The 20,268-nt window shown below is 35.6% G+C and carries 17 protein-coding genes; 7 read left to right on the forward strand and 10 right to left on the reverse strand.

Features of this window, described 5'->3' with window-relative positions; all coding sequences use genetic code 11:
• Positions 1 to 128: 128 nt before the first annotated feature.
• The 5 genes from AC1RNE_RS05195 to AC1RNE_RS05215 all read right to left on the reverse strand — a co-directional run bounded on the left by AC1RNE_RS05195 (position 129) and on the right by AC1RNE_RS05215 (position 5,794).
• On the reverse strand, positions 129 to 1,460 hold the full coding sequence (locus tag AC1RNE_RS05195) for a tetratricopeptide repeat protein (protein ID WP_492799963.1): 1,332 nt from the start codon (positions 1,458 to 1,460) through the stop codon (positions 129 to 131).
• 139 nt (positions 1,461 to 1,599) lie between these two features.
• On the reverse strand, positions 1,600 to 2,583 hold the full coding sequence (locus AC1RNE_RS05200) for a 1,4-dihydroxy-2-naphthoate polyprenyltransferase (protein WP_492799964.1): 984 nt from the start codon (positions 2,581 to 2,583) through the stop codon (positions 1,600 to 1,602).
• A gap of 154 nt (positions 2,584 to 2,737) precedes the next feature.
• Positions 2,738 to 3,319, reverse strand: a complete 582-nt coding sequence (locus AC1RNE_RS05205) for a glutathione peroxidase (protein ID WP_309920350.1) — start codon at positions 3,317 to 3,319, stop codon at positions 2,738 to 2,740.
• A gap of 61 nt (positions 3,320 to 3,380) precedes the next feature.
• A complete protein-coding gene (gene argS / locus AC1RNE_RS05210) occupies positions 3,381 to 5,156 on the reverse strand; it encodes an arginine--tRNA ligase (protein ID WP_492799965.1) in 1,776 nt (591 codons plus the stop codon).
• 89 nt (positions 5,157 to 5,245) lie between these two features.
• Complete coding sequence (locus AC1RNE_RS05215) at positions 5,246 to 5,794, reverse strand: hypothetical protein (protein ID WP_492799966.1); 549 nt, start codon at positions 5,792 to 5,794, stop codon at positions 5,246 to 5,248.
• Positions 5,795 to 5,963: 169 nt separating this feature from the next.
• Here AC1RNE_RS05215 and AC1RNE_RS05220 point away from each other — a divergent pair, with 169 nt between their 5' ends.
• The 5 genes from AC1RNE_RS05220 to AC1RNE_RS05240 all read left to right on the forward strand — a co-directional run bounded on the left by AC1RNE_RS05220 (position 5,964) and on the right by AC1RNE_RS05240 (position 11,602).
• The gene (locus AC1RNE_RS05220) at positions 5,964 to 7,544 is read left to right on the forward strand and encodes a hypothetical protein (RefSeq protein WP_492799967.1); all 1,581 of its coding nucleotides are present in this window, start codon (positions 5,964 to 5,966) and stop codon (positions 7,542 to 7,544) included.
• A gap of 82 nt (positions 7,545 to 7,626) precedes the next feature.
• Positions 7,627 to 8,181 (forward strand): L-threonylcarbamoyladenylate synthase, encoded by a 555-nt coding sequence (locus tag AC1RNE_RS05225; RefSeq protein WP_492799968.1) that lies wholly within the window; start codon positions 7,627 to 7,629, stop codon positions 8,179 to 8,181.
• A 237-nt stretch (positions 8,182 to 8,418) separates the two neighbouring features.
• Entirely contained in the window at positions 8,419 to 9,849 is a 1,431-nt protein-coding gene (locus AC1RNE_RS05230; protein WP_492799969.1) for a CCA tRNA nucleotidyltransferase, read from the forward strand.
• A 71-nt stretch (positions 9,850 to 9,920) separates the two neighbouring features.
• The gene (locus tag AC1RNE_RS05235) at positions 9,921 to 10,829 is read left to right on the forward strand and encodes a sugar phosphate isomerase/epimerase family protein (RefSeq protein WP_492799970.1); all 909 of its coding nucleotides are present in this window, start codon (positions 9,921 to 9,923) and stop codon (positions 10,827 to 10,829) included.
• A 236-nt stretch (positions 10,830 to 11,065) separates the two neighbouring features.
• Positions 11,066 to 11,602: a glycosyl-4,4'-diaponeurosporenoate acyltransferase CrtO family protein gene (locus AC1RNE_RS05240; protein ID WP_492799971.1), complete on the forward strand. Its 537-nt coding sequence runs from the start codon at positions 11,066 to 11,068 to the stop codon at positions 11,600 to 11,602.
• Between the two features lie 175 nt (positions 11,603 to 11,777).
• Here AC1RNE_RS05240 and AC1RNE_RS05245 read toward each other — a convergent pair whose 3' ends face one another.
• The 5 genes from AC1RNE_RS05245 to AC1RNE_RS05265 all read right to left on the reverse strand — a co-directional run bounded on the left by AC1RNE_RS05245 (position 11,778) and on the right by AC1RNE_RS05265 (position 16,547).
• The gene (locus tag AC1RNE_RS05245; RefSeq protein WP_492799972.1) at positions 11,778 to 12,668 is read right to left on the reverse strand and encodes an SDR family oxidoreductase; all 891 of its coding nucleotides are present in this window, start codon (positions 12,666 to 12,668) and stop codon (positions 11,778 to 11,780) included.
• A gap of 176 nt (positions 12,669 to 12,844) precedes the next feature.
• A complete protein-coding gene (locus AC1RNE_RS05250; RefSeq protein WP_492799973.1) occupies positions 12,845 to 13,444 on the reverse strand; it encodes a YceI family protein in 600 nt (199 codons plus the stop codon).
• A 37-nt stretch (positions 13,445 to 13,481) separates the two neighbouring features.
• Positions 13,482 to 13,952, reverse strand: a complete 471-nt coding sequence (locus AC1RNE_RS05255) for a MarR family winged helix-turn-helix transcriptional regulator (RefSeq protein WP_492799974.1) — start codon at positions 13,950 to 13,952, stop codon at positions 13,482 to 13,484.
• A 113-nt stretch (positions 13,953 to 14,065) separates the two neighbouring features.
• Positions 14,066 to 14,521: a MarR family winged helix-turn-helix transcriptional regulator gene (locus AC1RNE_RS05260; RefSeq protein ID WP_492799975.1), complete on the reverse strand. Its 456-nt coding sequence runs from the start codon at positions 14,519 to 14,521 to the stop codon at positions 14,066 to 14,068.
• A gap of 112 nt (positions 14,522 to 14,633) precedes the next feature.
• Entirely contained in the window at positions 14,634 to 16,547 is a 1,914-nt protein-coding gene (locus tag AC1RNE_RS05265; RefSeq protein ID WP_492799976.1) for a hypothetical protein, read from the reverse strand.
• A gap of 95 nt (positions 16,548 to 16,642) precedes the next feature.
• Here AC1RNE_RS05265 and AC1RNE_RS05270 point away from each other — a divergent pair, with 95 nt between their 5' ends.
• Together AC1RNE_RS05270 and AC1RNE_RS05275 are read left to right on the forward strand one after the other, a co-directional pair.
• Positions 16,643 to 17,200 (forward strand): Maf family protein, encoded by a 558-nt coding sequence (locus tag AC1RNE_RS05270; protein ID WP_492799977.1) that lies wholly within the window; start codon positions 16,643 to 16,645, stop codon positions 17,198 to 17,200.
• Positions 17,201 to 17,424: 224 nt separating this feature from the next.
• Positions 17,425 to 20,205 (forward strand): alpha-amylase family glycosyl hydrolase, encoded by a 2,781-nt coding sequence (locus AC1RNE_RS05275; RefSeq protein WP_492799978.1) that lies wholly within the window; start codon positions 17,425 to 17,427, stop codon positions 20,203 to 20,205.
• The last annotated feature ends 63 nt before the right edge of the window (positions 20,206 to 20,268 follow it).

The raw sequence follows: 20,268 nt of genomic DNA on the forward strand, positions 1-20,268 counted from the left end.
AATATCCTAAAGTCTTAAATCTAATGTCTAAAGTACAAAGTCCTAAAGCCACCAAATCCTAAAACCCAACATCCTAAAGTCCTCTAGTCTAATGTCTTAAATCTAATGTCTTAAAGTCTCCAAAAATCCTAGTTACAATAATCACGAATAGCTGCATAAGCTGCCGTAAAACCTAATTCGCCCGCCTTACTCAAATCGTTACAGCCATCAGTATCACCTAGTGAATGACGAATGATACCTCTAACATAATAAGCCTCAGAATATTTAGGATTTAAAATAATAGCATTGTTACAATCCTGAATAGCACCTCTTTGGTCGCCCATTTGTGATTTAACCATTCCGCGAGTGAAATATGCTTCCGAATAAGTAGGGTTCAACGCAATAGCCTTGTTATAATCCTCAATAGCAGCTCTGCTATCGCCCGAACGAGCTTTCGCCAACCCTCTGTTATAATACACTTCAGAACGCTGTGCCGTAATTTCAGACATTTTCAAACGCTCTTGAACATTATTACGAAGTTCATCTAAAATCGTTTTTGTGATTGCCCCTACATGAACCACTTTCGTTCCTTCAGTATTGCCAATTGCAATTGCCTTGTTATAGTCTTCAATAGCACTTTTTGTATTTCCTAATCTGCTTTTCGCAAAACCTCTTCCGTAATAAGCACTTGCACTTTCAGGGTCTTGCGTAAGCGCTTGGTCAAAATCAACCAAAGCACCTTGAAAATCTTCTAGTTGACATTTGCTAAAACCTCTATAGTATAACGATTCAGCATCCTCTGGCACTAATTCTAATGCTTTTCCATAATCAGCAATGGCTCCTTTAAAGTCGCTCATCTTCATTTTACTATAAGCTCTTCCAGAATAAGAATTTGCTCTTTTAGGGCTAATCTCAATGGCCCTGGTAAAATCCTCTAAACTCCCTTTATAGTCTTCCAATCTTTGTTTAATAGTCCCACGAGAAGCAAGTCCTTGTGCATTATCAGGCGTTAAATCAAGTGTTTTATTGAAGTCAGATAACGCACCTCTGTAGTTTTCTAATTTTGCTTTACTGATACCACGGATAAAATACGCATTAGCATCTACTGGATTTAAATCGATGCTTCTGTTATAATCTTGTAGGGCTCCTTTATGGTCATCTTGGCGCGCTTTGCTTTGTCCTCTGCCACTATACGCCTCCGCATATTTTGGGTTTAATTCAATCGCTTTATCAAAATCGTTAATAGCCCCTCTGTTGTCTTTTAGGTTTGCCTTCGTTACTCCGCGGTCATAATAGGCAATAGCATCATCAGGCTTAATAGCAATCGCTTGTGAAAAATAGCTTTGAGCCGCAGCATGATTGCCAAGGCGACTTTGAGTAACCCCTAAATCCATCAATTCTTGGAAACTCTGACTCTGTGAATAACTAAAGTGGCTGTTTAGCAAAAAAGCTAAGGATAAAAAAAGTAGACTCTTCTTCATAAGTAAGAATGTATTATTTTGTGATAGTGATTTAAGCATACAATATTACAAATTTAACGGGATGTTTTTAAAGCTTATTATCTGTTCCTTCAAATTTGCAAAACAGCACTAATAAATTCACATAAAGGTAAATAGATTATTAAAGCAATTGACCAATACCAAAAGTAATGACAAATAAAAGCGTAGTTAATGCCATAACTTTTAAGAAAGGGTCTATTTGTGCAGGCGTTTTTCCTTTGGATACTCCTCTACAAATTCTGATTAAAAGCGGAATCGTTACTACAAAAAGCCAATTTAGCCATAGCAGATTGAAATTCTGTTCGCCCGTACCCAGCTTCATATGAAGGTCAGTATTTGTATAACTTAAGTTAAGATTAAACTGTGAGTGTTCTTTTAAAGTAATGACTGTTGCATAAATTACCGCACACAAAAAGCCTGTGCCTAATAAAAACCAATGATAGATAACGGCTTTCGCTTTGCCTAAACGTACTGGTATTGAATTTTTTCCCGTTTTGGTATCGGATTCTATGTCACGGATATTATTGATGTTCAATACTCCCACAGCAAACAATCCGCAAGAAGTAGCAGGTAACACATTTAGCCAAACGAATTCATGGGCAAACAAATAATAAGTACCCAATACGCCTACCCAACCAAAGAAAATCAATACAGAAATATCACCAAGCCCCATGTATCCGTAGGGACGTTTGCCAACAGTATAAGTAATAGAGGCAATAATAGCCAAAATTCCTAAGCCAAAAAAAGTAAGAATTGCTTGTGTAGAAGTATCTTTTAATCCTTCATAAATTAACCATGAGCCTGTAATGAAGGATAGCACTGACATGATAATCATGGCTTTTGTCATCTGTTCACGAGTAATAGCCCCTGTTTGTACGGCACGGGTAGCTACAGTTCTTTCTACCGTGTCAACTCCACTAACGGTATCACCATAATCGTTTGCAAAATTTGACAATACTTGCAAAAAAATGGTTGTAAGAACGGCTAAGATAAAGGTAGTCCAAGAGAAAGCATGAGCGCCCGCAGCTAAGAAACTTCCCATAAAGATGCTGGAAAGAGCTAGGGGTAAAGTACGAGGTCTGGCAGCAGAAATCCAGTGTTTCATATTGATTAGATTCTGAATGTTTTTTAAAAACCTCATCCCCCACCCCCTTCTCCTTCAGAGAAGGGGATCAAACCTTGGGGCTTAAAGCTCCCCTCTCTGAAGGAGAGCGAGACGCGTAGTCAGGTTGGGGGTGAGGTTTTGCTTAAAAAATCTATTATAATTTAATAGCTTCTAAAAACTCTGGACTATCAGGTTTGATTTTTGAAGCAAAGAAATGGGTAAGTTCTCCTTTTTCGTTGATAACGTATTTACAGAAGTTCCAAGATGGTTCTTTGTCATTCCAACCGTTCAACGACTTAGTAGTTAACCATTGATACAAGGGACATTTACCTTCTCCTTTGACCACTACTTTAGAAAACATTGGGAAAGAAACACCGTAGTTTTTCTTGCAAAAAGTAGAGATTTCTTCATCAGAACCAGGCTCTTGACCGCCAAATTCGTTGGCAGGGAAACCCAATACTACTACTTTACCTTTGTTTTCAGTATAAAATTTCTCCCAGTCTGCATATTGTGGCGTAAATCCACATTTTGAAGCTGTATTTAAAATAATTACTTTTTTGCCTTTATACATAGATAAGTCAACATTCTTTCCATCTAAAGATTTCACTTTGAAATCATACAGACTTTGTTTAGCAGGAGCTTCCATATTTTCTGGGCGACTAGCAACATCATTTTGAGTAAAAGGTAAGGCTAACGCACCTACCAAAGAGCCAATTTTCAATAGTTTGAGTAACATAATTGTTATGAAGATTAAGATGAAAGTTAAAATAATTTTCTTTTTCATGAAATTGAAAATGCTACATTCTGCTTGGAACATTTATCCCTAACAACGCCATTGCCTTCTTAATGGTTTCTCCTACTACACTAGAAAAAGCAATTCTAAATTGTTGGGCATCCAAATCTGTCTCATTAAAGATACTTACCTCATTATAAAAGCGATTATAAGCCTTGGCTAAATCATAAGCATATTGAGCAATTAATGATGGTGAGAGCTCTCTGCCAGCATCAGCAACTTTTTTTGGATACTCGCTTAATAAATATATTACTTCTTGTTCAGATTCCTGTAAGGCTTTATAATTACCCGCTACACCAATGATGCCTTGTTCGTGTGCTTTTCTTAGAATTGAACAAATACGTGCATGCGTATATTGAATAAAAGGCCCTGTGTTTCCTTGAAAATCAATTGATTCTTCAGGGTTGAACAGCATTCTTTTCTTAGGGTCAACTTTTAGTAAGAAGTATTTTAAAGCTCCCATCGCTAAGGTATGATAAAGTTCTTCTGCCTCCTCTTTCGAGAAACCATCTATTTTACCAAGCTCCAATGTGCGTTCGCGAGCTGTATCAGTCATTTCTTGCATCAAGTCGTCAGCATCCACGACTGTTCCTTCACGAGACTTCATTTTACCCGAAGGTAAATCCACCATTCCATAGCTTAAATGGTAAGTACCGTCTGCATAAGGGCGACCTAATTTTTTAAGAATCTTAAACAATACTTCAAAATGATAGTCTTGTTCGTTTCCCACTACATACACCGATTTCGACATTTTAAAGTCATTATACTTTAAATCTGCCGTGCCTATATCTTGGGTAATGTATACCGAAGTACCGTCTTTACGCAAAACCAATTTTTGGTCAAGTCCTTCGTCTGTTAAATCAATCCAAACCGATGAATCTTCTTTCTGGAAGAATACGCCTGATTTTAATCCTTCTTCAACTGACTTTTTACCTAACAAATAAGTATTTGATTCACGATAAATTTTATCAAAGCTTACCCCCATTTTCTGGTAAGTCTTATTAAAACCATCAAATACCCAATCGTTCATTTTGTTCCAAAGGGCTAGCGTTTCAGCGTCGCCTTCCTCCCATTTCAATAGCATTTCTTGGGCTTCTACCAAAAGTGGTGCTTGTTTTTTAGCATCATCTTCCGATAAGCCTTTTTCTTTCAATGCCTCAATTTCTACTTTATAATGCTTATCAAATTCAACGTAATACTTTCCAACCAAGTGGTCGCCTTTTATTCCTGTTGATTCAGGCGTTTCTCCTTGTCCAAATTTTTGATAAGCCAACATCGACTTACAAATATGAATACCACGGTCGTTTACCAAGTTAGCTTTCACTACGTCGTACCCATTGGCTAATAAAATCTGTGAAACCGAAAACCCTAGGAAATTATTACGAAGGTGTCCTAAATGTAAAGGTTTATTAGTATTTGGCGAAGAGTATTCTACCATTACCACTTCGTTTTTATCCGCTAATTGTCCGAATTTTTTATCTTTAAAAATTCCTCCAAACATCGTAAGCCAAGCTGTATCAGCAATGGAAAGATTCAAGAACCCTTGCACCACATTGAAACCTTTCACAACACCCGAGTTAGCCACTAAATAATTCCCGATAGCATTTCCAAGTTCTACAGGCGATTTACGTAAAGCTTTTACATAAGGGAATACCACAAAGGTAAAAGAGCCTTCAAAATCTTTACGAGTAGGTTGAAGGGCAATATTGGTTTCTTCTACGTCAAATTCAGCCTTTAATGCCGCTGCGATGTGGTCTTGTAATATTTTTTCTAAATTCATTATATATATTCTATAACTTAATTTTTAACTAGACTTTATTTAATAAAATCTGAAAACTTTGATTTATACTGGCTTAAATCCAGTTTCTATTATTTAATTATATACTCCCCATTAATATCTTTCTCAAATTCATGTTGTTGTATTGCAGAAAAAGCGGTTGATAAAAATGCAAATAAAGCAACAATCAGCAGGCTAAAGACAACATTAACTATTATTGGTGTTATATCTTCCTTATTTTTAGCTTCAAATAGCAGATGTACACATGACAATAAGATAATCTTGATAGCATTGCCATAGTCACTAACCCTAAATTTAAAAACAACATATGCAAAATAGATATTAAGCATGGGTATAAGAATAACAAATAGATACTCATGTAAATTCTGTGCAAATGCCGCTCCAAACCCTAATTTAAAAATTGCAGATAATACCAATAAGATAAAAAGGATATTATTCAATGTTCTATATTCATCTTTTTGTTCTTTAGTAAGTGTTTTTGCTATTAGTTTAGCTATTGCATCTTTATTAGTGTATGCTTTAGTTAATTCACCATAAATTTCCTGATTAGACTTTCCTTCGTTACGCCTTTTATCAATCCAAATAATAGCAGTATCAATATGTAGTTTTTTAAGAGCCATATGTAGAAAAAATTGGGTTAAAAGTTAGTATTGTCTTTACAATACTCTGCCAAAAAGGACAATCCTGCTTCAACAGATTCAAAATATTTTAATTTTCTACAAAGTTAGCCAATTTTATCTTGAGTAAACATCGGATTTTGTAACTTGTTATTCTAAATGTATTTAAGCTATGGAATATCTACTAACTAAACTTTCGTTACTGTTGAGTTTTAGAACAAAGCCCCGTTTTTGTTCAGTCCATAAAAACATTTCATTGGCAATAGTTTTGCCTTTGTTATTGCTTTCCCAAAACATTTTATGGGCGCAGTTAAAACAAGTTGCGGCCATCGAAATCCCTAAAAACAATAAATCAGAGGAATCTGTTTCGGTTTTGCCGCTTGGAAAAGACGGTCTGTTATTTACCATTGAAAAATATGGTATGTTCAATCGTGACGGTATGCAATGGACATTCCAGAAATATAATACCGACCTCCATTTAGAGTGGAATACCAATCTTAGTATCTCGCATGAGTATGAACTACAGATGAGTTTCCAGAACAAAGAATATCTATTTTGGCTTTTTACTGTTCCTGAGTCACCTAAAATAAATATTGTCCGTTTGGATATTGTCAGAGGAGAAATTGATGAATTCAAAGGCGAGCTACCAAGTATTATTGATGTTTCTTTTTTTAAGGTATTGAGCAATACAGCATTTGTAGGAGGTAATTATTTTGACAAACCTGTTGTTGCTTCATTCACTTTTTTCAACCAAAAATCTAAAGTTTTACATGGGTTGTATGACGACCGTCTAGAAATTAGTGCCTTGGAAATAGACGAAAAAAGAACCGAACTGAATGTTATTGTAAAAGAAAGACGCAAAGGGAAATGTGGATTAGTTATTCAAACATATTCGTATGAAGGAAAATCTTTGCGTACCATCCACGTACCAGACAAAGAAGGCAATAGCCTAAGTTTTATCAGTGGAAAAATGCTGTCTTTGAATGAAAAAGAATCGCTTTTAGTAGGGAATTTTTCCAATAATTGTAATGAATTTTCAAAAGGGTTATACCTCACACGCTTAGAAGAAGGCATTGAGAAGAATACTAATATTATCAAATTTGCCGATTTCAAAAACTTTTTCAGCTTTATGTCTCCTAAGCGACAAGAGAAATTGAAAGAAAAAATAGAGCAAAAAAAGAAAGAGGGAAAAGACCCTAATTTTAGCTATAAACTACTGGTCCATAATTTATTAGAAACAGACAAAGGGGCAGTGTTAGTCGCAGAAATATATTATACCTTACCCAAGAATTATAATGCTTTTAATACAGCGTTAAGAAGTAGGTTCAAAAATGGTGAAAACAAAGATGATTATCGTTTTACCCATGCTGTCATTTGTGAGTTTGATAAAGAGGGCAATCTGCTATGGGATAACGCCTTGGTTATGGATAATATAGAAAGTGGCGAATTGGTAGAACAAGTACAGGTATCTACTTTACAAGACCGCTGGCTGATGGCATATTTCAAAAAAGGCGAAGTGCATTTACAGCAAATAAAGGGCAATCAGACAATAAGCGAAATGGAAATTTTTGAAATCAAGAGTGATAGTACTTCTAAACCCGACGAAGATGCTAGTGTTGCTGCATGGTATAATCAGAATTTTTTGGTTTGGGGTACAAGAAGAATAGAGACTCGCTTTGAAGAAACTCCCCGAGAAGTTTTTTATATTCGCAAACTTAGTTATTCCTCTCAAAAAGACGAAAAAGGTCAGTAAAAAAACAAGTTCAAAGTTACATTCATGAGGCTTGTGAAGGCAGAGCGAAGCTTTTTTCTTACCTTTGCAAAAAATATTTAAAATGTATCACGACGCCCTTCAACATTTACGAAAAGGAGACACGCTTCTTTATCCATCTGATACCATTTGGGGTTTAGGATGCGATGCCCGCAACGAAAAAGCCGTTGAAAAACTGTATCAACTAAAACAACGACCTGATAATAAAGCTTTTATCATCTTGATTTCCAAAATAGAACAGCTCTCTGAATATGTGTTAGAAGTGCCTGAAATTGCTTGGAATCTGGTTGAGTTTGCAGAGAAACCCCTTACCGTAATTTACCCTCAAGGTAAAAATATTGCGCCTAATCTTTTAGGCGAGGATGGTTCTATTGCCATCAGATTGGTCAAAGATGAATTTTGCAAAGGACTGGTTTACAAGTTTGAAAGAGCCATTGTTTCTACTTCTGCCAATATTTCAGGAGAGCTTTCACCACAAAAATTTGAGGATATTTCTCCAAAAATTATCGAAAATGTAGATTTCATTTTGAAGAATCCTAAAGGAGAAAATAAAAATGTACAGCCTTCACAAATTGTGAAATTAGGGATTGGTGGTGACTTTAAATTCATCAGAAAATAAATTACATAGTGATTAGTCAATAGTGATGTTATAAGCTATAGGCATTAGGCAAAATATTTATTTAATTGAAAAAAGATAGTTTTATGCTTATTGCATACAGCTTAAAGCCTATAGCCCAAAGCAAGTAAAATCAAACAACATAATACAAAGGGTAATTTGTGAGCGGTCAGCCGCTGCGGTTTAAATGTAGTAATCACTAAATCACTCATTCATTAAATCGCTCAATTACTTAACAATATGAATTTCGCAGAAACTTTACATACAAATCCAATTTTTAAAATTGTGGCAGATGCCGCAAAAACCTTAAATGTACCAGCTTATGTAGTAGGTGGATTTGTGCGTGATTTGATATTAAACCGACCTTCCAAAGACATTGATATTGTTTGCGTAGGCTCGGGCATTGAATTAGCTGAATTGGTTGCCAAAAACTCTGGCAGAGAAGACACCTATCTTTCTGTTTTCAAGAATTTTGGCACAGCCATGATTAAATTAGACGATTGGGAAGTAGAATTTGTAGGAGCCAGAAGGGAATCCTATCAACGCGATTCACGCAAGCCCATCGTGGAAGATGGCACACTTGAGGACGACCAAAATCGCAGAGATTTTACCATCAATGCGATGGCAATTTCTTTGAATGAGAATAACTTCGGAGAATTAATCGACCCTTTTGATGGCTTGGCAGACATTCGCAGGAAAATCATCAAAACGCCTTTAGAGCCTAGCATTACTTTTTCAGATGACCCGCTCAGAATGATGCGTGCTATTCGTTTTGCAACGCAACTTAATTTCGATATTCATCCTGATACTTTTGATGCCCTTATCAAAGAAAAAGATAGAATAGATATTATCTCGAAAGAGCGTATTACGGATGAATTGAATAAAATTATTCTGGCTAAAAAACCGTCTTATGGCTTTTTACTATTAGATTCTTGCGGACTATTAGAGAAAATTTTCCCTGAGTTTGTCAAACTAAAAGGGGTAGAAACCGAAGAAGGCAAAGGACATAAAGATAATTTTTATCATACGCTTCAAGTGCTAGATAATGCTTCCACCAAAACGGATGATTTATGGATTCGTTGGGCAGCTATTTTGCACGATATAGCCAAACCTGCTACCAAACGTTTTGATAAAAAAAGAGGGTGGACTTTCCACGGGCATGAAGAGATGGGAGCAAAATGGGTAAAAGGTATTTTCACCGAAATGCGTTTACCGTTGAATGAGAAAATGCGTTATGTAAAAAAACTAGTGCGTTTGCATTTACGTCCGATTGCTCTTTCAAAAGAAGCCATTACTGATTCTGCTCTCAGACGGTTACTATACGAAGCAGGTGAAGATTTAGAAGGCTTAATGATATTGTGTAGAGCCGATATTACTTCTAAAAATGGTGAGAAAGTAAAAAAATACCTCCGCAATTTCGACATCGTTGAACAGAAGCTAAAAGAAGTAGAAGAAAGCGACAAACTTCGTCAGTTTCAACCCGTAGTCACTGGTGAAATCATCATGGAATTGTTTGGGATTAAGCCCTCTAAAGAAGTAGGCATTATCAAAATAGCCGTTCGTGAAGCCATTTTAGAAGGACAAATTGAAAATACATTAGCATCGGGTATTCCATTTGTGTTGGAAGAAGGTGCTAAGTTGGGATTGGTGGCTGTTGAGAAAGAACAATAGCCACACAGCACCTTATAAACAAAGATAGCACTCATTACAAATTCAGATATATTGTTGAAAAAAAATCAGCAATGAACCAATCACACTCTCGACGTAAATTTCTCCAAACAACTGCTGCTTTGGCTGGAACAGCTTTATTAGTGCCAGATACGCTTTGGGCTAGTAAACCTTCTAAAAAGAATATTGGCCTACAATTGTATTCCCTTCGTGATGACATGAAGAAAGACCCTCTTTCTACGCTTGAAGCGGTGAAAGAAATGGGTTATAAAAATGTAGAACATGCCAATTATGTTGACCATAAGTTTTATGGATTTGAAGCCAAAGAATTTCGTAAAATTCTTGATGAATTAGATTTATCTATGCGAAGTGGTCACGTAGTGATGAAAGGGGAAGATTGGGATGCTTCAAAGCAAGATTTTACTGATTCTTGGAAACAAACGGTAGAGGATGCGGCTATTTTGGGACAAAAATATTTAATTAGTCCTTGGCTAGATATTAGCCTCCGCCGAAACTTTGAAGATTGTAAACGCTTTATGGAGGTATTTAATAAAGCAGGCGAGCTTTGTCAGAAATCGGGTGTGAAGTTTGGGTATCATAATCATGACTTTGAATTTAGCCTTCGTTTAACGAGTGTAAAAGTGTACGATATCATTATGCAGTACACCGACCCTAAATTGGTTTGTCAACAATTAGATATTGGTAATATGTATGGCGGAGGTGCTCGTCCGATGGAATTATTAAAACAATATCCAGGACGTTTTGAACTCCTACACGTAAAAGATGAAGTAAAAGGCGAAAAAGAACCTTGGGAAAGCTCGATGCTTGGCAAAGGCGTAATGAATGTAGCCGAAGTATTAAAGTTAGCTGCTAAAATCGGTGGAACGACTGAATATATTATAGAACAAGAATCCTATCAAGGGCATACTCCACTGGAATCTATGAAATATGATTTGGACTGGATTAAGAAAGTGCAGTTTTAATAGAACTTATGAGTTAAAAGTTGATGAGTTTAGGGTTTATGAGTTAAAACAGTATTTGTTTGCTCATAAATGCTAAACTCATATTTTTTTGGTATTATCAAAACAATACATTTAAGTATTTGACAATTAGGCAAAGTAATAATTGGTTTATTTACTTTAATATTAAAGGAAAAAACACAAACATGTCTATATTTACGAGTTATATAACCTCTCAAAAACCAAAACAAAATTAATCAATGAAAAGAATCTTAATGTTAGTTTTTATTACAATCGTTACAATTGGCTTAGTTTATGCCTTAGTGTATTATACGGGGATGAAGGGCTTTTCGTTCGCATTTGCGCTAAACTTCTTGTTGATGGCATGTGTACTTTCTTTTACTGAAGCATTGAAAAGCGAACTAAATTATCCGTATTTTAATGAAAAGTCTTGGGAAAAGAGAGGGAAAATATATGAGTCTCTTGGAGTAAATTTTTATAGAAAATTATTAGTTTGGATTGGTTGGGAAAAACTGAACAAAAAAACCAAACCTGTAGAAAAGAATACAAAAGCGCTAATGAATCTACATTATCGAACAAAACAAGATGAATTAGGACACACAATCATTATGTTGATAGTATTAGGATTTAATATTTTCGTAGCATTCAAATTTGGGTTTCTCAAATCGTTGTCACTACTAATATTAAATATCTTACTGAATATATACCCAATTTTTCTTCAACGATACAACCGACCAAGAATAGCAAGAGCCATTAAATTAATTAACCGCAGATAATAAGTTTATGACTTGAAGGTTTATGAGAAAATATATACACTTTTGACTCATAAACTTTCAACTCATAACCTTTATTATTTTTTACATCCGTGGCTGGGCTTCCGAACAGCAATGGTCAGGAGACCAGCCACGGAAACAAACCTTCAACTCATAAACTTTCAACTCATACCCACTATTACTTTTTCCCTCGAACTGCCTGAGCAATGGCTATCCATTTTTCCTCAGACACTTCGTTTAAATCTGAAAATTCCCCTGCTCCCATTAACCATTCTCCGCCATCAATCGTGATTACTTCACCATTGATATAGGCCGAAAATTCTGACATTAAATAGGCAGCCAAATTAGCTAGCTCTTGGTGTTCTCCTACCCTTTTTAATGGAATCCTATTTTCGGGTGCTAACTTGCTTGCCAATTCTTCTCCCATGGCTTCAGCAGGAAAAAGTCGTTCCCAAGCTCCTTGGGTAGGAAATGGCCCTGGGGCAATTGCATTAAAACGAATACCATACTTTGCTCCCCACTCTACTGCCAAAGAACGTGTTAATGCCAAAACACCTGCTTTTGCTGTTGCCGATGGCACTACGTAAGCCGAGCCCGTCCATGCATAAGTAGTCACAATTGACATCACTGTGCCTTTTATTTTTTGCTCAATCCAATATTTCCCGACTGCTAAACTAAAATTATAAGAACCTTTCAATACAATATCCACAACAATATCAAATGCTTTATGCGATAGCTTTTCGGTAGGACTAATAAAATTACCCGCAGCATTATTCACCAAGCCATGTACTGCACCAAAGTATTCTACCGAGGTTTTCAGTACATTTTCTACTTCTTCATAATTACGTGCATCACAGGCTATGGCTAATACTTTGCCTCCTGTTTCAGCTATTAGTTCTGCTGCGGTTTCATCCAATACTGCTTTCTTGCGTGAAGCAATCACCACATTGGCGCCAAGTTCTAAAAAATATTTCGACATCGACCGCCCCAGCCCTGTTCCTCCTCCTGTTACAATAATCGTTTTTCCTCTCAGGGCTCCATCCCTTAGCATTGGTTCATTAAAATTCATAACAATAGATTTTATACAATTTCAAGATAAAATATAATGCAATATGAATTAAATAATATTATTATGCAAGCATACCATTTTAATTTAGCATGATAAATAAAAAAAGCTTCCCAAGCATTCTTGAATAGAATACTTGGGAAGCTTTTAATAGTCCTTTAGTAAAAGGCTTGGAAAGATTATTTTCCAGCTACTAAAGTAACGTCTAAGTTGAATACATCGTCGATAGCTTTGTCACCGATTGATTCAAAGAATTTTTTAGAACCATATTTCACGTTGAAATCTGTTCTGTCAACTGGAATAGAAGCCGTTGCAGTAACTTTTCCACCAGCAGAAGTAATTTTTGCAGGGAAAGTGATAGATTTTGTTACACCGTGTAAAGTTAAATCACCTGTGATGTTCGCACCAGCAACTTTAGTGATTTTGAAAGTAGAAGTTGGGAATTTTTCTACTTCGAAGAAATCACCAGTTGTAATGTGACCAATGAATTTTTTGTTGTATTCAGCATCTGTAATATCAGTACATACGATAGATTTCATATCGATTACAAAAGTACCACCAGTTACTTTAGCACCTGAAGTTAATAATGAACCTGAAGAGATACCTACAGTTCCTTCGTGCTGACCTGTTACTTTTTTAGCTAACCAGTGAATTTTGCTAGCTTTAGTGTCTACTGGTAAAGCTGTTTCTTTTTTACCGTTGTTTGGAGTACCTGCAACTGCTACATTTACAAATAAAGCTGCTGCGAAAATGCTAAGAATAGATTTGATAGATTTCATTACTTTGATTTTTATTTAATTATTATTTATTACTTTTTTATTGTTCTGATTCTGGTGGCGATTGTCTTAATTTATCTAATAAATCGCTTAATTGTAGGGCTTCGCTTTCGGTTAAACCATACATTTGTTGCTCCCATTGTTTTTGCAAAATATCTAATTCTGCCAATAGGTCTAAACCTTTTTGAGTGATAAGAATATCAACCGCACGACGGTCATTCGGGCATTCACGCCTTATTACCATCTCTTTTAATAAAAGCTTATCAACTAACCTAGAAGCATTAGACATCTTATCAAGCATTCTTTCTATAATGCCTATTACGGTGATAGGCTCTGGATAGTGCCCCCTCAAAATTCTAAGCACATTATACTGCTGAAGTGTTAAATCATAAGGTTTAAAAACTTCCATTTGCAGCGTTGACAGCCAATTGTTCGTATAAACAATATTGACCATTGCTTTGGCATGGGCTGATTTAAAGCTTGCTTGTTTTATGTCTTTTTCGATGCTCATAATTTTAATACGCTACAAATTTAATGTAAAAACATTTAATGTTAATACATTTATTTGTTAATTTTTTGTTAATATATTTAAATTGCTGAATTTCAACCAATTAAAAAATACTATTACGCCGATTTTCTCATTTTATTAAGTAAATCGTGTAGATTATTAATCTCATCTTTGCTTAGTCTGGAATAATTCCCCTCCCATTCAGCTACCTTTTGGTCTAATTCGTCTATCAATAATAAGCCTTTATCCGTAATCGCTACATCCATCGACCGTTTATCCGTTTTAGAACGTACTTTTAAAACCAATCCTTTTTCAATTAATTTATCTACCAAACGAGAACCGTTCGACATTTTATTTAGCATTCGCTCGATGATAAAATTTACTGAAACAGGATTTGGCGAACTTTCAAGAAGGATTTTTAACACAAAATATTGTTTGTCTGATAAATTATATGACTTTAAAAGTTGTGAATAGTGATTAAGCAACCAACTATCTGTGTACATCAAATTCACAGCAACTTTTTCATAAACATTCTTAAACGACTTCTGTTTAATGTCTTTTTCAATGGACATAGGCAAATGTATTATTTTAATTTATAGGATATTTTTTCATTGTTTAAAAAAACGTAAGCTAACTTGATATTGTTTCAACAATACGTTAAAAGTTAGTTAACGGTCATTTTTATTATTTAAATGGAACTATCTCGGGTGCAGAAATATCAAAATCTTTCAATCTGAGGTTATAAGTCGTATTAAACGACGCATCTAATAAATTAACATTCGGCAAATTGGGGAAGTATGAAAACTTTATTTGGAACGTATTAAATGTTAGATTTTCATTCCTTAATCGTATCCCAATGCCAATACTGGTATAAGGCGTTTTGTTAAGCAAAAACTGGTTTTTAGGATTAATAAAAGCAAAATCTGTTTGGAAAAAAGGAGCAATCCTAAATCCAACAAAGTTTAGCCTTGAAAAAAATACTATTTGATAACCTATCCCCAGTTTTTTAGTTCCCCATAGCTTATCACTATTTACATCCAAAATACCATTTTCACGGTTAATATTGACGAACTCACCTGTATATCGGTCTGTACCAAATGCATATTTTATGTTGACAAAATGCCTAATCTGAGTACGTCTTCTAAAGGCATGAAGGGTACTAAAATAGTTAGATTCTATACTCAAACCTGTTGTGCCATTAGAATATCCACCAAAATTCACTAATCCATAAAGATAACCCGCCTTACCAATGTATTCTCCTTTGGCTAATTTCAAGCCCGCATACATCCTACTCCCGTATGCGTCTGAATTTTCTAAGCCAGTTACAAAAGTGGCTAAGGATCCATAAGGGACGTCTTCTGTTAATCCAAAACCATAAATCAAAATATCTCTTTTATATTTTCTGTTTGAAAAACCTATGCCAATTAAATAATCAGTATGATTTCTAAATAACTGATTGGTATCGGCGGTTACTATGGGGCGTTTATCAAACCTGACATCACTAAATCGAAGTCCGACTACAAACCTAGAACGATTGTCTTTCCCTTTGTTCAAAAAATTAACTTTGAAGGCCCTGGCTAGCCAAAAATCTACAAAATTCTTTTGTATCGGAAAAGTGTAATAGGTGGTATCGTTAAGTAGATAAGTTGTGCCATCATACCCTCTGAAGGTGGTCAAATCATTATCGTCTTTACTTACTACAAAACCACCAGCCACTTTCATTTCTGGAGTAAGAAAAGGACGGTAGAATCGAAGGGCATAATGAGCAACATCCCTTTTTAGCTCGAGTTCGGCCTGACCAGTAATAAACGAACGACCAATATATGGAATAGTATAAGTGCTGGCATATTCCAAAGCAGGACGCCGCTGGGTATTCAAAAAAAATGTATTGCTCCATGAATGCCCTATTCCTCTAAAATTAACCTGACGTACTCTGAGTGTATAATTTTGAAAACCATTTATCTCTCCGTCAGCCAAAAATGACCAAACATCTTGGGTAAGCACCAGTAAATCTACTAAATTAGGAAACTCAGGGTCAGGAATAATCAATATTCTGGCATCATGCAAAATAGCACTTTGACGCATTACCCTTTCGTTGTCTCGTAGTCTATCTGCATCAATAATATCGCCCACATTAAACATCAAAAACGATTTCCTGATGACACTCTCCTGCGTGTTGACATGTAATGAACTCAGAAATTTATCTAACCCTTGGGCTTTTCTAGCAGTATCGGCGATACTTTCTCCAAAAACTTTCAAACGCTTCACATATATTTTGCGAATTACCCTTCCTTCATATTGTGTATAAGGGTCTTCGTCAATTTTTACTACTTCTTGCCCTTGGTTGTTTACATTATAAACATCTCTAAACAAAAACCCGTGGATTTCTCTGAGTATTTTATTTTTTGAAAATCTTTTTTTCAGATTGGCATACGTGATGCTATCCTTAGCAGACTTCATACTGACAGAAACTGGTATTATTTTAGCGGGTACGGGTATCTCTGGAGGAGCTTGTTTCAGAAGTGAGTCTAGGTTTTGTGCAATTAGATTGATGGGAGTAATAAAAAGCAAAAGCATCATGAAGAAAAGAAACTTCATGAATTGATTCACTGAATTTAAGTAAATTTGTCGAGCTTTATTCATTACTTTTTAATTTCCCAAAAGAAAAAATGCTTCAATTAACTAAACCACTTATGCTGGCATCAAACTCGCCACGTCGCCAACAATTATTACGTGACGCTGGTTTTGAGTTTACAGTAAGGGTAAAAGATACCAACGAGGATTTCCCAGCTACCATGCCTGCTACTGAAGTTCCTGCTTTTTTAGCCTTAAAAAAAGCGGAGGCTTTCAGACAAGAACTTGATAATCAGATTATCCTTACAGCCGATACTATCGTTGTTGTGGATGATGAAATCCTAAATAAACCTCAAGATGCTACCGAAGCAAGCTTGATGCTTAAAAAATTATCTGGTCGCCAGCACCAAGTAATTACTGGCGTTTGTGTAATGACAAAGGAAAGTACACAAAATTTCATTGATGTTGCTAATGTTTTCTTCCGTGAGTTAACGAACCAAGAAATTGAATATTACATTAAAACCTGTAAGCCTTTCGATAAAGCAGGTGCCTATGGTGTTCAAGATTTTATTGGTATGGTTGGTATTCCGCGCATGGAAGGCTCATATTTTACCGTAATGGGCTTACCTGTCCATCGTGTTTATGATGCCCTTAAACCTTTCTTTGTAATTGACTAAAATTTCGTACCAGCATTTACCTAGTTTCTGATTCTACAAAACGCTTTTTTGATAGAATCAGAAGCTAAAAGCTTATACAATAGCACATTCCCTTGCTGACCTTCGCAACATAATACTATTTATCAAAAAAATATTTCTACAATATACCTGTATAGCACTCTTCCCGACTACTCATCTATTTCTATTACCTTAGCATTTCCATTAACCAATCTTTTGTAAATATCATGAAAAAAATAATTTTACTATTCACCTTATGCTGGGTGACTAACCTTTGCTCGTTGGCACAGGTCGTCACCACAACGCCAGCATTACCTAATGGAGACCAAGACGTTACACTCATCTTCGACCTCAAACTAGCTAAAGATTCACGTGCAAAAGCATTATTAGGAAAAACATCCGACGTTTATTTATGGTCGGGTGCAGGTACAACCGATACGGGCGATGCCTTCCAGTATCAACCTAGTGGACAAACCAATTTTGCACTTCCTTTTGAAAAAGGCAAAATGACATCACTAGGGAATGATGTGTGGAGTATCAAACTAAAACCTAGAGATTATTTTGCTGTACCCGCTGCTTTAACCATCAAACGCTTAGGAGTACTTTTAAAAAGTGGTGACGGTAAAGCTCAAACAGAAGATTTAATTGTAACGATGTACGATACAAAGCTAAATGTAGCTTTTATTAAACCCCAAGAAAAATCATTTTTTGCTACTGCTGGAAGCTCAATTCCAATTTTAGCGGTAGCCTCTAAAAAAGCCACTTTGAATTTAAGTATTAATAATACGAATGTTTTAACAATGATTGACAAAGATTCTTTAACGTATTCGCTTAATGTTGGTAATGTTTCGGGCGAAAGTCAAACAGTAAAATTTACAGCTACTACTACAAGTGAAACTTCAACCACTGAATTTACCATTACAGTAAAACCAACTCCTAAGACTGAAATCCTACCTACAGGGTTTAAAAATGGTATTAATTATATTTCCGATACAAAGGTTGCTTTAGTACTTTTTGCGCCTAAAAAAGATTTTGTTTATCTCATCGGTGATTTTAACCAATGGAAAACTGATGCTAAATACCTAATGAAACGTACTCCCGATGGGAATACTTATTGGCTAGAAGTTGAAGGTTTAAACAAAGGTGAAGAATATGCTTTTCAGTATTTGGTAAACGGTACACTAGCAGTGGGTGACCCTTATGCTGAAAAAATACTTGACCCAAACAACGACCAATATATTTCAAGTACTACTTATCCTAATCTGAAAAAACTTCCTGATGCTGTAAAAAGTATCGCTTCTATTTTTCAGACTGGACAAAGTGCCTATCCGTGGAAAACTACTACCTTCAAACGTCCTTCACAGGATAATCTAATCGTGTACGAATTGCATATTCGTGATTTTGATGTAGATGGTTCCTACAAAAATGCTATTAATAGAATTCCTTATCTTAAAACATTAGGCATCAATTGTATTGAATTAATGCCTGTGAATGAGTTCTCGGGGAATGACTCTTGGGGGTATAATCCTATTTATTACTTTGCCCCTGATAAAGCATACGGTACTAAAGAGGATTTAAAAAAATTCATTGATACTTGTCACGAAAATGGCATTGCTGTCGTGCTTGATATTGTGTTCAATCAGGCTGATTATGAATTTCCTTATGTGAAAATGTATTGGGATGGCACACAACCATCAACGGATTCGCCTTTTTTCAATCAGCAAGCTACGCACCCATTCAGCGTGTTTTTTGACTTTAATCATGAAAATAGCGATACGAAAGAATATGTGAATCGTGCCAATGAGTTTTGGTTGAAAGAATATAAAATTGATGGATATAGGGTTGACTTAGCCAAAGGATTTACTCAAAAAAGTTCTTCAAATGATAGTCAGTTCAGGGTTTATGACCAAAGTAGGGTTGATATTATCAAGGGGTATTATGATAATATCAGAAGTTTTGACAAAGATGCCTATTTCATTTTAGAATTATTTTCGGAAGACAAAGAAGAACAAACCTTTACCGATTTGGGGATGATGGTTTGGACAAACTTGAATGGCGATTTTAGAAATGCTGTAAAAGGTAATGCTAGTGATTTTACCCGACTTTCATACAAAGCTCATGGCTTCAAAAATCCTGGGGCTATTGGTTATATGGAAAGTCACGATGAAGAAAGAGTGGCTTATGATGCTTTGAAAAACAGCAAAGCCATCTTTAGTGTGGCTACTGTGATGGAAAGAACGAAAGCGGCAGCAGCTATGTTTTTTGCGATACCAGGGCCAAAAATGATTTGGCAATTTGGGGAATTAGGCTACGATGTTTCAATCGACCAAAATGGTAGAACAGGCAAAAAGCCTATTCACTGGGAATATAAAGATGATGCGGATAGGTTAAAACTTTACAAAGTGTTTTCTGAACTGATTAAATTAAAGACCAATCAGGCAATATTTAAAAGTACAGATACACAAACGGATTTGGGTAATACGGTAAAAAAAATCATCTTAAATTCAGCCACTCAGCAAGTAATTATAGTGGGCAATTTTGATTTAGAACAGAAAACAATTACGGACATTTTCCCGAATACAGGCAAATGGTATGACTTCTTTAGCAATGCCGAAATTAATGTAAGCGACTTAAAAGCAAAATACCCGTTTGCTCCTGGTCAATTTCATGTATTAAGCACTACTGCCTTTCCTCAACCAGAAGCAAATTTGGTTCCTTGGAAGTTAGAACAAGAAAGAGTGTTGGCAAGTGAACAAGAATTGGACGCGGATATAAAAATATATCCTAACCCAAGTGAAGAAATCATCAATATTGAAGTGAACGGAAATCAAAGGGAAAATCTAGTATTCAAGATTCATGATTTGATGGGAAGAACGATTTTTGAAAGTGAGCAAAAAGATGCAAGTAAGCCTTATACAATAGATGTGCATAAGTTTCAACAGGGTATTTATTTGTTGAATGTGACGCAGGGACAAAAACAATTTAACCAGAAGTTTATTAAGAAATAGACTTCTGGTTGCTTATTTGGTAGTTTATAAAAAACTGGCTTCCTAACAAGCAAATATGCGGAT

It is taken from the genome of Arcicella sp. GW822-FHT02H01 (assembly GCF_058802005.1).